The organism is uncultured Aquimarina sp. (genome assembly GCF_947495315.1).
Lineage (GTDB): Bacteria > Bacteroidota > Bacteroidia > Flavobacteriales > Flavobacteriaceae > Aquimarina.
Genome location: NZ_CANLYD010000004.1, coordinates 133,536 through 147,493 on the forward strand (window position 1 = coordinate 133,536; position 13,958 = coordinate 147,493).

Consider the following 13,958-nt stretch of genomic DNA (forward strand, 5'->3'; position numbering starts at 1 on the left):
AATGAATTTGAAATTAAAACACATTTCGAATATTAAAAGCAATACATTGCAGATCACCGGATCTAAGAGTGAAACAAATAGGTTACTGATCTTACAGTCACTATATCCAGAGATAGAAATTGAGAATGTATCGAACAGTGATGATTCACAATTAATGCAGGCTGCATTAGCAAGCAAAGAAGAGCTTGTAGACATTTACCACGCCGGAACAGCAATGCGTTTTCTTACTGCGTATTTTGCAGTGCAAAAAGGAAGACAAACTGTTTTAACAGGTAGTAAACGAATGCAGGAGCGTCCTATTAAAATTCTTGTAGAAGGACTTAGACAATTAGGATGTGATATCAGCTACAAAAAAGAAGAAGGATTTCCACCAATAAAAATTATTGGAAAAGAACCAGTATCGAATACTGTTTCATTAGCAGCTAATGTGAGTAGTCAATATATATCGGCATTAATGTTAATTGCCTCATCACTGTCGAACGGTTTGGAGATCATATTAGAAGGAAAAGTCACTTCTGTGCCTTATATAGAAATGACGTTAAGTTTGCTCAAAGATGTTGGGGTTTCCGGAAGTTTTGAAAACAATGTAATAAGTATTAAGCCCGTAAAAGTAGTTTCTCCAAAATTAACGGTGGTAGAATCAGATTGGAGTTCTGCTTCATACTTCTACAGTATTGTGGCGTTGTCTATGGGTAGCACTGTAACATTAGGAAGCTACAAAGAAAACAGTTATCAAGGTGATTCAGCTTTAGCCGATATTTATAAAAAACTTGGTGTAGAAACTATTTTTGATGACAACAAGATTACTTTAAAACAGGTTCCTTTACCAAATGATTCAAAAGTGTTAGAATTAGATTTGGCCAACTCACCTGATATTGCCCAAACAATCGTTGTCACTTGTTTTGGTTTAGGAAAAGCTTGTTATCTAAAAGGATTACATACACTAAAGATAAAAGAGACAGATAGGTTAGAAGCACTAAAAATAGAAATTGAAAAATTAGGAGGCGAAGTCACTATAACAGAGGATTCACTAAGGTTAGCTACTGCTACATCAATTAGATCAGAGATTTCTATAGATACTTATCATGATCATCGTATGGCTATGGCTTTCGCTCCATTAGCGTTAAGAACAACATTGTTTATAAATGAAGCCGATGTAGTATCAAAATCGTACCCGGATTTTTGGGATGATTTAAAGAAATTAGATTTCAAAGTTCTGTAAATAAAAATATATATGGTCATTTACTTGACAACCCCTATGTCGAGATTGTATATTTGCACCTCCAAAAAAACAAACACTAATGAAGTTATCACATTTTAGTTTTGATCTTCCACAAGATTTATTAGCAGAATATCCTTCAGAAAATAGGGATGAAGCTCGTTTAATGGTTCTTAATAGAAAAGATCAAACAATAGAGCACAAGCAATTTAAAGATCTTATTGATTATTTTGAGCCTAACGATGTTATGGTTCTTAATAATACCAAAGTTTTTCCAGCTAGATTATATGGTAATAAGGAGAAAACAGGTGCTAGAATTGAAGTGTTTTTATTACGTGAATTAAATTCAGAAACTCGTCTTTGGGATGTGCTTGTGGATCCAGCTCGTAAAATTAGAATTGGTAATAAATTATATTTTGGTGATGACGAAAGTTTAGTGGCAGAAGTGATAGACAATACCACTTCTAGAGGACGTACACTTCGCTTTTTGTATGATGGGTCTTATGATGAATTCAGACAAAAGCTCACAGATTTAGGAGAAACTCCTTTGCCAAAATATATCAAGAGAGATGCAGAGCCTGAAGATGAGGAAAGATACCAGACTATTTATGCGAAAAATGAAGGAGCTGTTGCTGCACCTACTGCAGGCTTACACTTTTCTAAACACCTAATGAAACGTTTAGAGATTAAGGGAGTGGATTTTGCAGAAATTACACTTCACGTTGGTTTAGGTACTTTTAATCCAGTAGAGGTAGAAGATTTGTCTAAACACAAGATGGATAGCGAAGAAGCATACATAACAGCACGTGCTACTGAAACTATTAATAATGGTATTACTAATAAGCAAAGAATCTGTGCAGTCGGTACTACTGTAATGAGAGCACTAGAAAGTTCTGTTTCTTCAGACAATACGTTAAATGAGTTTAGAGGATGGACAAATAAGTTTATATTTCCTCCATATGATTTTAGTATAGCCAATAGTATGATAACAAATTTTCATACACCAAAATCTACTTTATTAATGATGGTTTCTGCTTTTGCAGGACATGATTTTATTAAAGAAGCATATGAGGAAGCTGTAAAAGAAAAATATCAGTTTTATTCTTATGGAGATGCTATGTTAATTATATAGGAAAAAAATCTTTTAATAAATATCTTACAAAACTCTACTTTACTATATAAAGTAGAGTTTTGCATTATTAAACTTTCGTAAGAATTGGTAATTTTTAACTTATAATTATGAAGTGAAATATAAAAGTATTTGTTGTATAAATCTTAAAATTAACAAGTTATAATGTTTGTTTCATGAAAAATAAGTATTTTCGCGAAGCTTTTTGAAAAAAACTACGGTAAAACCGTAGTTCAAACAAACTGTATATCGGCTAATTTGGTTTTTTGTCGAAAAAGATGAATTGAGAGAATTGTTGGTTCTTCTTTTTTAAGAAATTAGTCGTTTATTGCGCATACCCTAAATAAATAAATGAACTAAATAGTAACCTATGAACAGAATATTATACATCGTTTTGTTTTTTGTAACCTTCATTTCATTCTCACAAACCAAGGTCGGTAATCTTCATTTTAATGATATTGATGTTTTTGAAAATACCGAGCTAATGCTTAATGGAGCTGGAGAAAGAGAAAAATTATATACTATCGGCTTGTATCTGGATTTTGAAGTAGATGGAGTTGAAGATGGGCTTATGGTAGCAGACAAAAATGCTACTATGGCATTGACTATAAAAACAATTTCTGATATTTCTAATGAGGAATTAAAAGGAATTATAAGAAATGGATTAGAACGTGCCACTGATGGTAATAGTTATTTAATGGAGGATCATATTAGAGATTTTCTTAAACTTCTTCCAAAAGCATTTAATAAGTATGAGATTTTTAAAATAGTTTATACCAAAGATGAAAAGCTTACCCTCTATAAAAATAAACAAAGACTTGGAGCTGTAAATAACAGCTTAGAGTTCAAACAGGCGCTTTTTAAAATTTGGTTAGGAGATAATCCTGTTGACTCTGAACTAAAAGAGGATCTATTAGGAACATTTGATACCAATCCGATATTAGGTCAGTGGAAGGCTTATGATAAGAAAACAGGAGTGGCAATTAATGTTGTTCAGTTGTATATGATAAAAAATAAGGTTTTTGGATCTATACAGCAAATGCTGCGTCAATCAGAAAGAGACGCTGTATGTTATCAATGTGAAGGAGATGATAAAAATCAACCAGTAGAAGGATTGGTTATTATAAAGAACTTAAAAAATAAGAGTGAGTTTAAGTACGTAGATGGTAGATTTACAGATATCAGAAGCGGAAAAGTATCAATCTGTCAAATGTGGATAGATGAAGATGATATGAATGTACTTAATGTAAGATATAAAGGAAGTGGAGGGGTACATCAATGGAAGAGAGTGGAAAACTCGCGGAAGGATAATCGAGAGGACTTTCGTACTGTAAAATTCTAAAAATAAATTCTACTATTTACAATTCTTAAATAGTTTACACTTTCAGTTAGAGAGCCATTTATCTTTTGCATACTTTTGCAAAGAAATGAAGTCAAAAAAGAAAGACATACGGGCTCTGACAAAAGAGCAACTTCGAGAATTCTTCGTGTCAAATGGAGATAAAGCTTTTCGTGGCAATCAAGTATATGAATGGCTATGGAGTAAAGGTGCTCACAGTTTTGAGAGTATGACTAATATCTCCAAAGCTACAAGAGAAATACTAGAAGATAATTTTGTAATTAATCATATAAAGGTTGATCAAATGCAGCGTAGTACGGATGGTACTATTAAAAATGCTGTTCGACTTCATGATGGCTTAGTAGTAGAATCTGTTTTAATTCCTACTCCAAGTAGAACAACCGCCTGTGTTTCATCTCAGGTCGGATGTAGTTTAGATTGTAGGTTTTGTGCTACTTCCCGTTTGAAAAGAATGAGAAATCTTAATCCAGATGAAATTTATGATCAGGTAGTTGCGATTGATAATGAAAGTAGGTTATACCATAATCGTCCATTGTCTAATATTGTTTTTATGGGAATGGGTGAGCCACTAATGAACTATAATAATGTTCTAAAGGCAATTGATAAAATTACCTCTCCTGAAGGTTTAGGTATGTCTCCTAAAAGAATTACCGTATCTACATCTGGAGTGCCAAAAATGATTAAGAAGATGGCTGATGATGAAGTACGGTTTAAGCTAGCAGTGTCTCTACATTCTGCAATTGATGAGGTAAGAACTAATATAATGCCATTTAATGAAAACTTTCCGCTCGCAGATCTAAAAGAAGCATTAGAATACTGGTACGAGAAAACTAAAAGTAGAATAACCTATGAATATGTAGTTTGGGAAGGGATTAATGATAGAAAAGAGGATATAGATGCGTTATTAAGGTTTTGTTCATATGTTCCTTGTAAAGTGAACTTAATAGAGTATAATCCAATTGATGATGGAGAGTTTCAACAAGCATCGAATGCTGCAATAGAAAATTACATAAGCGCATTAGAGTCAAGAGGTTTTGTGGTAAATGTACGTAGAAGTAGAGGAAAAGATATTGATGCAGCTTGCGGACAATTAGCGAATAAGACGTAATTCAGCTTCCAGTGTTAATTATTTATTATCTGTTTTGACCCTCAATTAGGATTGTACTATCTTCGCAACTAGTTATAAAACAAAATCATCTACCTGGGATTGAAAGTCGTTGAGCAAATAAAACTACCTATAATCGATGAGATGGAACTTTTTGAACAAAAGTTTTCTCAATCAATGTATTCTAAAGTAGCTTTACTCAATAGGATCACACATTATATTGTAAATAGAAAAGGAAAACAGATGCGTCCGATGTTTGTTTTTCTTGTAGCTAAAATGGTATCTGGAGGTGAGATAGAAGAACGCACCTATCGTGGAGCTTCAGTTATAGAACTGATACATACCGCGAGTCTCGTTCACGATGATGTAGTGGATGATTCTAATCGCCGTAGAGGTTTTTTTTCTGTCAACGCACTTTGGAAAAATAAAATTGCTGTACTTATTGGTGACTACCTGCTTTCAAAAGGCATGTTGGTTTGTATTGATAACGATGATTTTGATCTACTAAAAATCATCTCCGTCGCAGTTAGAGAAATTGTAGAAGGTGAGTTGTTGCAAATTGAAAAAGCAAGAAATCTCGATATTACAGAAGAAATTTACTACGAGATCATCCGTCAGAAAACAGCGACCTTAATAGCTGCGTGTTGCAGTTTAGGAGCTTGTTCTGTAGAGCCAAATTCGGATTCGGTAGAAAAGATGAGAAAATTCGGAGAACTTATTGGAATGGCATTTCAGATCAAAGATGATTTGTTTGATTATGGAGATACTGCAATAGGTAAACCTACTGGTATTGATATTAAGGAACAAAAGATGACATTGCCATTAATTTATACATTAAATCATTGTACAATAGAAAAAAAGAAATGGCTTATTAACTCTGTTAAAAATCATAATAAGAATAAACAACGAGTTAAAGAAGTTATTGATTTTGTAAAAATGAGTGGTGGATTGGAGTATGCTACCAATATAATGCATCAATTTAAAGAAGATGCATTGGCTATATTATCTGAATATCCGGAATCAGAATACAAATCTTCATTAAAACTAATGGTTAATTACGTTATTGATCGAAAGAAATAATCCTTATTCATTTCAATTAATAAAACATAGTATATCTATTTCATTCAAAAGGCAGATATTGGTATTAGTTTTGATACCTATTAATTGATCAAAGATTGATTTTTTTCATACGCAGGCAACCTTTTTATATTTTTTAGCGTCTATCTCTAAGAAATAAGGTTCATTATATTTTAAAGGAAATAGTATTTATGACTAGAAAATTGTTTTTATATATTACAATTATATTGTTGTCAAGTTGTGCATCCGTAGAAAAGTACAATCAACAAATAAGTAAAACCCATAGTCCTGAAGAATTACATCGAGATGTTGATCACGCTTATAAAAAACTTAAAAAATTACATCCAGATGTAAATTGGTATATCTCTAAAGGTGAATTAGACAAAAAGATAGATGATCTAAAGAATGAATTAACAGAGCCATTAACTACTAAAGAATTCTATAAGTTATTTGCTCCTGTTATTACTAGTATAAAACAAGGTCATTTGTCAATTCATACACCTGTTAAAAAACAAACCAAGAAAGAAATAAAAGGAAAAGGGAAAAGAGGCTCACCTTTTAATTCTTTATCATTTTATACTTCGGCCAATAAACTATTTGTAAAAAAAGTTTTTAAAGGTGATACTACATTAATACCCGGATCAGAAGTAATATCTGTTGATGGCGAAAAAGTTAATGATTTATTAGAGTCTTTTAAAATACTACACGCTAGTGATGGGTATAACGAGACCTTTATACCGGAATTTATAGGAAGTCGTTTTGGTTTTTTTTACTCAAATACTCATAAGCAAAAAGACAGTATTTTATTACACCTAAAATTAGAAGACAGTTTGTATGACAAATATTTATATGCGAACTATGATAAAATAAAAACTTCCTCGCAAAAAGACACTGTACGTTCAGAAAAGAGAAAACTTAGTCGATCCGATAAGAAAATAGCAAAAGAAACTCGAAAGAAAATACGCAAGAAGAACTACAAATATGGGTACAACAAAAAAACAAACGAGTATAACAGAAATTTTATTTTTTTAGAATCTGATGCAGACTCGCCTATTGGTTACTTGAAGATTAGAAGTTTTACTAATGGGGGATATAAAGAATTTTATAAGGAAAGTTTTGCAAAAATTGATTCTGCGCAGTGCAAAAGTTTAGTACTGGATTTAAGAGGTAATTTAGGTGGTAGGTTAGTGGAGATTGATGATTTATATTCTTATTTAACTGATAAAGAGTATGTCTTTATAGAAAAGTCTAAAATGACTGGAAGATTAAGTTTTTTATACCCATTTTTTCATACAAAATCTTGGCCTACGAAAACGGCTGCTACGATTCTATCACCAGTATTAGGAGTGTATCAAATTTTTAAGGTTAAGAAAGAAAACAAAGAAGCTTATTTTAAATTTAAGTATAGTAAATTACGAAAGCCCAAATCGAATACTTTTACAGGTAAAATATACGTATTGATTAATGGCGAAAGTTTTTCTGCAAGTAGTGTTCTTTCGACACATTTAAAAGCAACAAAGCGAGCCACTTTTGTAGGAGAAGAAACGGGCGGTGCATATAATGGAACAGTGGCAGGAGTTTATGCAAAAGTCGAGTTGCCTAATTCTAAGATTAATATGCGCATAGGTCTTATGAAAATAAATGCTCCTTATACAATAGAACCTGATGGTTATGGTATTAAGCCAGATATTCCAATAAAAAGTACAATGAACAATGAAGATGAGGAATTACAATGGGTCATAGAAGATATCGAGATGTCTAACAAAAAGAAATGATTTTTTTATTAGTGTCAGGCAACCTTTTTGATTTTTATCACGTCTATGTAAATAGAGGGTCTTAAATAATTGATTTTTACTTTGAAAGTTATTCAGTTTTATAAAAACGAAACACAGCTAATCAAGAAAGCTACCAAAGAGCATCGTGATGCACAGCGTCTGCTGTATGACAAATATTCTCCAAAAATGCTAAGTGTATGCAGGCGTTATGTTAGAGATGTTCATTTTGCAGAAGAAGTGATGCTAAGTGGTTTTCTGAAGGTGTTTACAAATTTGAAACAATTTAATTTTGAAGGAAGTTTTGAAGGATGGGTACGAAGGATAATGGTTAATGAATCTATATCATTCTTAAGAAAACAAAAGCAAGTATTATTTACAGAGGATATCTCAGTGTATCATGAAGAATCTTGGAATAACATCAATATAGAATTAGAAGTTGAGCAGATACAGGAATTGATAGATAGTTTGCCAGAAGGCTATAAAATGGTGTTTGTATTATATGCTGTAGAAGGATATAAACATAATGAGATTGCTAAAATGCTAGAAGTAACCGAGAGTACTTCAAAATCTCAACTTTTTAAGGCAAGAAAAATGCTACAGCAAAAGTTAAACCAACAAAATAAAATTAGTAATGGCGCCATTAAAATTTGAAGATAGTATTAAGGAGAAGTTGGAGCAGCGCACAATACAGCCGTCTAATGGATCTTGGGATAAGTTAGAAGAACAATTGGGTCAAAAAAAAGTTAAAAAATATCAATGGTTTGGTATAGCGGCCAGTATTGTAGGGTTTTTAGTTATTACAACGGTTTTTATTACGTATAATAAAGATGCTAAATCTTCAGATGTGGAGCTTGTAGATATTGATAAAGAAATTATTAAAAAAGATCAGTCAACAGATTTTGTAGAAATAACGACTCAGGAATCTAAATCCAAAATAAAGAAAAATCAAGATACAGAAGAAGGTTTAACTTCATCCGTTGTTATTGTAAAAAATGACAAAAAAGAAAGCGACAAAACGGAAAATGATAAATTAAGAAATAGCATAGCTAAGGAAGATATACAAGTTGATAATAGTAAAACGAGTATTCAAGAAGATGTTTTTAAAGAGAATACTTCAGAAGCTGTCGTAGTGCAGACTGAAACCATTAACAATGAAATTGTAAAAGAAGATAAACTCTTGCAGGTTACGACAGAGGTAATAGATAGTAAAATTGCAAGTGTTATAGAAAAAGTAAAAGAACTCGAAAAGAATAAAGGAATAGTTACTGATGCAGAAGTTGAAGCGTTACTGAGAAATGCTCAAATCGAAATCACTACGCAACAAATTTTAAAATCTAATACAGTAAGTGCATCAGCTTTGCTTCTAGACGTAGAATCCGAGCTTGATGAATCATTTAAAGACCGTGTTTTTGAAGCACTAAAGACTGGTTTCGAGAAATTAAAAACTACCGTAGCAGAAAGAGATAATTAAACATTCATCAATCAATTCTTACCGATTCCCTCTCTTAATTGAGAGGGAAGAGTAAGTAAAATCTAATATTTATGAGAACAATAATAATGTATGTCGTATTAACGACAATGACGCTTAGTGCCTATTTTTTAAATGCGCAAGACAACGATAATTCAGATAAAATTGAAAAATTAAAACTGGAAAAGGAAGAAATAGTAATTTCAGAAAAAGAGGGACTTAAAAAAGAAGTAGAAACGATTAATGAACGATTAGTAAAGGGAGAAATAAATACAGAAAAGGCACAATCACTAAAGGAAGTTGCTGCCGAAAAACATGCACTAAATATAGAAAATAGATTGGCAATTATTGATAATCAGATTGCTTTAATGGAAAGGAATAATAGTGATTATTTGAATACTAATAAAAGTAAAATTTCGATAGGTCTTGGAGCTAAGGATAAGGATGATGGAGATATTTTATTTGGTATTAACTTTAATACCGGAGAAAAATCAAAGATAATATACGACAGACGTACATATTCTGATTTGGTAGTAGCTTTTGGATTGAATAATGCAATAGTAGACGGGCAATCATTAGATGATTCCGACTATAAGATCGCAGGAAGTCGATTTTTTGAGATTGGCTGGGCGTGGAAAACAAGAGTGTTCAAGAATTCCAATTTCATGAGAATTAAGTACGGTATCTCATATCAATCTAATGGATTAAAACCAACAGATAACAGGTATTTTGTAGAAAACGGAGATCAAACAGAATTACAAGAGTTTAGAGTAGAGTTAGATAAGTCTAAATTTAGAATGGATAATATCGTGGTTCCGGTACATCTGGAATTTGGAGCTTCAAAAAAGATAGAGACAGAGGAAAAAATTAGATTCTCAACTTTAGGAAAGTTTAGGATTGGATTAGGTGGTTATGTTGGTGCAAATATTAGTACACGTCAGAAATTGAAGTATAAAGAAGACGGTGATAGAGTTAAAGACAAAATAAAAAGAGACTATAATACAAGTGATCTGATATATGGATTAAGTACCTATATAGGTTTTGGTGACATGTCATTATATGCAAAGTATGATCTATCTCCAATTTTCAAAAATGCATTGGTTGATCAGAACAATGTGTCTTTGGGGTTGCGTTTTGACCTTTAAGAATTACCATAATCGGTAAGGTTCTCTATAGAATTTAAATTTGAAACATAATACAAGTATAAAATTGGGTATAATTTAATTTTTTAGTGTTAGCCTATTTTTTAGGGGAAAGAGTTGTGAGTCATCGCAACTCTTTTTTTGTTTCATGAAAAAATACATTTAATTTTACCTAGATTCTGTAAGGGATAGAGGATACTCTACTAATATACTATGAATAGTAGAGTTATTTTATTTTTGTTAAATATTGCACAATAATATATAAATTGTTAAATAAGTAAATAAATACGAATACCTTAACTTCATTACGGTTTTAAAGTAAGTCATTGGTTGTAAGTATTTTATGACACTTATTTTTTTTTATTCTCTATATAAATAGCATATATTTAGATCCCTTGAAATTTTGATTTTTTTAAGGTTTATTAAAACTGTGGCTTGTGTATTCCCCCTTTTTCCGCAAGTTAGAGATAAACTACTTATGCTAAAATTGGTACATAACTATGTAACTGTTAACCAAATTTTAGATATATGAAAACAAAATTCTATTACGTAGCATTTTTAATGCTTTGCAGTTTTGGTATGCTTGCCCAAGTAGGACCAAAAAAAGCCAATACTTTTGGCGAATCTGTTTATATGAGAGTAATACCGGCATTTTCCAAAATGGATAATATCATCTCAGCAAAAGATCAAGGGCATGTTGCTCCTCCTAAAAGAAGAGGTTCTAATACCGTAGTTCCTGGTAAAGGATTTCCAAAAGGAGAAGATCCTTTTTATACTGGTGTAGAAAAAAGTGGATCAGGAGTGCAGATGAGAGCGCCATTAGCTTCATTTGATGCACATATCGGTACGGTTCTAAATGATGCCACGGGAGCAATTGGACCTAATCACTATGTATATGCATTTAACTCTGGTTTTGGTATTTTAGATAGAGCAGGAAATGTTCTGTTACCAGAAGCATCACTTGCAACGCTATTCCCAGGTGAGTCATTAGGAGATCCGGTAGTGGTTTATGATAATTTTGCAGATAGATTTATTATTATGCAATTTAGTAATACTCCAAATGGATTTTTAATTGCTGTAAGTCAGGGACCAGATCCGGTAAACTCAGGATGGTTTACGTATCGTTTTAATACGGGAACATTTCCTGATTATGAAAAATTATCAATTTGGAGTGATGGATATTACATCACAGCTAATAAAGATCAAAATGCTCCAGATTCTAATGATGTTGTATTTGCGGTAAATAGAGACCAAATGCTTGCAGGAGAAGCTTCTGCTCAGTTAATTGGATTTCCACTACCAGGAGCGGAGACTAATGGGTTTTATAGTCCAGGAGGCTCTAATGCTACTGGAACAACATTGCCTCCAGTTGGAGTTGGACATTCTATAATTTATTTACAAGATGATAGTTGGGCAGGTGTTTCTAATGATCACCTGAAAGTTTGGACAACTGATGTTGACTGGGCTACTCCTAGTAATTCTTCAATTTCGCAACCACAGGAGATTACTACTTCTCCGTTTGATAGTGTGTTTGATGGAGGTTCATTTCAGAATTTAGACGAGCCAGGTAATGGTCCTGATATTGATGCGTTACAGGCTACTATGATGTATATGACCCAATATAGACGATTCGGAACTCATAATTCAGTGGTCTTAAATTTTGTTGTTGATTTAGATGGTACTGATAGCCTAGCAGGTATTCGTTGGTATGAATTAAGGCAAACTGCAGATGGACAGCCATGGACAATTTTTCAAGAAGGTACTTATGTACAACCAGATGGTTTAAGTGCATTCTGTGGTAGTATTGCACAGGATTCTCAAGGTAACATAGGATTGGCATATACAGTAGTTAGTAGTTCAGTATTTACTTCTCTAAGATATACAGGTCGTCAGGCTAATGATCCGCTTGGCACTATGACAATGGCAGAAGAAGTTTCTGCAGACGGAGATGCTCAAAATAATAGATCTGACGGTCGTTATGGAGATTATGGGCAAATGACTGTTGATCCATTAGATGATATGACCTTCTGGCATATTGCAGAATATATGAAAGGTCCTGCTCCTAATGTTAGAAGAAGTCATGTAGTTGCTTTCAAGATAGAACCAGCTATAATTGATGAAGAAGCACCTTCTACACCTGCAAACTTAGCAGCATCAAATACAACAGCTAGAGAGACAACATTAAACTGGGATGCATCTACAGATAATGTAGGAGTAACAGGATACGATGTTTATCAAGATGGAGTAGTAGCAACAACAGTTGCTGGAACAACTACTACAATTACAGGTCTAACACCAGAAACAACATACTCTTTCTTTGTAATTGCTAAGGATGCTTCTGGAAATGAATCAGGATCAAGTAATACGGTGAGTATAACTACATTAGAAAGTACAACAGGTCCAGGATGTCTTAATGGAATAGTAGCACCTTATGCGGAGAGTTTTGAAGCTGGTCTTGGTGCTTGGACTCAAGCTGCAGGAGATGATCTTGATTGGACAGTAGACGCTGGTGGTACTCCATCTAATAATACAGGACCTTCTAGTGCTGTAGATGGATCAAACTATATTTATGTAGAGGCTTCTGGTAACGGAACTGGATTTCCTAATAAGCAGGCGATTTTAAATTCACCTTGTTTTGATCTTAACGATTCAACTTCTGCTACTTTCTCATTCCAATATCACGCGTTCGGAGCTAATAATTTTGGATCTCTAGATGTAGAGGCAAGTAATGACGAAGGTGCTACTTGGACTAGTATTTGGAGTATAAGTGGTAATCAGGGTAATTCTTGGCAAACTGCTAGTATCGATTTATCAGCTTATTTAGGTTCTGGGTTACAGTTAAGATTCAATAGAGTGACAGGTAGCACTTGGAGAGCTGATGCAGCTATTGACGACGTAAGATTAACTGCTGGCGGAGGACCAGGAGGCGGAGATTGTGTTTCTGGAGATGTAACATTAAGCATTACATTTGATAATTATCCTCAGGAAACTTCATGGACATTAACAAATTCTGGAGGAACTGTAGTAGCTTCAGATAGTTATACCACAGCAAACCCTGATGGATCAACTGTAAGTGAAACTTTTGCAGGTTTAGCAAATGATACATATACATTCACTATTTCTGATTCATTTGGAGATGGTATCTGTTGTGGATTTGGTAATGGTTCTTATACATTATCTAGTGCAGGAGGAACAATTGTAACAGGAGGAGATTTTGGTAGTTCTGAAGCGACAGATTTCTGTATAGAAGGTGGTGCTAGGTTAGACACATATCCTCTTAGTGGACTTCGTTCCGTAGATAATGATGCATTTAACATATACCCGAATCCTGCTTCAAGTACATTAAATGTAACTGTTGGTAATAGGTCTATTGATAATGTGAAGATTTTCTCTATGTATGGGCAACTGGTAAAAGAAATTACTAACCAGGGAACTCAACAACAAATAGATATAAGCAATTTAGCTACTGGTACTTATTTTATCCGTTTTATTTCTGATAAAGAAGAACTTATGGTGACAAGAAAATTTGTGATCGCGAAATAGTAATTCGCTAAAGCTATATTTAGCCACAAGGAGGCTGTCTTTTTTAAGGCAGCCTCTTTGTTTATATAAATAATTGAGAAATGGAGTCTCAATGAATTGTCTTATTTTTGCTAGTTGTATAATATTACATTTATTACTTA

At 33.1% G+C, this 13,958-nt stretch carries 10 protein-coding genes; all 10 read left to right on the forward strand.

What is annotated here, in order from left to right:
• The first annotated feature begins 1 nt into the window (after position 1).
• The 10 genes from Q0910_RS08640 to Q0910_RS08685 all read left to right on the forward strand — a co-directional run bounded on the left by Q0910_RS08640 (position 2) and on the right by Q0910_RS08685 (position 13,818).
• Positions 2-1,222, forward strand: a complete 1,221-nt coding sequence (locus Q0910_RS08640) for a 3-phosphoshikimate 1-carboxyvinyltransferase (protein WP_299214931.1) — start codon at positions 2-4, stop codon at positions 1,220-1,222.
• A gap of 79 nt (positions 1,223-1,301) precedes the next feature.
• Complete coding sequence (queA, locus tag Q0910_RS08645) at positions 1,302-2,351, forward strand: tRNA preQ1(34) S-adenosylmethionine ribosyltransferase-isomerase QueA (protein WP_299214934.1); 1,050 nt, start codon at positions 1,302-1,304, stop codon at positions 2,349-2,351.
• Positions 2,352-2,718: 367 nt separating this feature from the next.
• Positions 2,719-3,690, forward strand: coding sequence for a chalcone isomerase family protein (locus Q0910_RS08650; RefSeq protein ID WP_299214937.1), 972 nt, complete (start codon positions 2,719-2,721; stop codon positions 3,688-3,690).
• Between the two features lie 85 nt (positions 3,691-3,775).
• Entirely contained in the window at positions 3,776-4,816 is a 1,041-nt protein-coding gene (gene rlmN, locus Q0910_RS08655) for a 23S rRNA (adenine(2503)-C(2))-methyltransferase RlmN (protein WP_299214940.1), read from the forward strand.
• Positions 4,817-4,915: 99 nt separating this feature from the next.
• Positions 4,916-5,893: a polyprenyl synthetase family protein gene (locus tag Q0910_RS08660; protein ID WP_299214943.1), complete on the forward strand. Its 978-nt coding sequence runs from the start codon at positions 4,916-4,918 to the stop codon at positions 5,891-5,893.
• A gap of 188 nt (positions 5,894-6,081) precedes the next feature.
• Positions 6,082-7,665, forward strand: coding sequence for a S41 family peptidase (locus tag Q0910_RS08665; protein WP_299214946.1), 1,584 nt, complete (start codon positions 6,082-6,084; stop codon positions 7,663-7,665).
• Between the two features lie 81 nt (positions 7,666-7,746).
• Entirely contained in the window at positions 7,747-8,316 is a 570-nt protein-coding gene (locus Q0910_RS08670) for an RNA polymerase sigma factor (protein WP_299214949.1), read from the forward strand.
• A complete protein-coding gene (locus tag Q0910_RS08675) occupies positions 8,297-9,136 on the forward strand; it encodes a hypothetical protein (protein WP_299214952.1) in 840 nt (279 codons plus the stop codon). The genes Q0910_RS08670 and Q0910_RS08675 overlap by 20 nt, the downstream gene beginning before the upstream one ends.
• A 71-nt stretch (positions 9,137-9,207) precedes the next feature.
• The gene (locus Q0910_RS08680) at positions 9,208-10,278 is read left to right on the forward strand and encodes a hypothetical protein (protein ID WP_299214955.1); all 1,071 of its coding nucleotides are present in this window, start codon (positions 9,208-9,210) and stop codon (positions 10,276-10,278) included.
• Between the two features lie 525 nt (positions 10,279-10,803).
• Positions 10,804-13,818 (forward strand): T9SS type A sorting domain-containing protein, encoded by a 3,015-nt coding sequence (locus tag Q0910_RS08685; RefSeq protein ID WP_299214958.1) that lies wholly within the window; start codon positions 10,804-10,806, stop codon positions 13,816-13,818.
• Positions 13,819-13,958 lie beyond the last annotated feature (140 nt).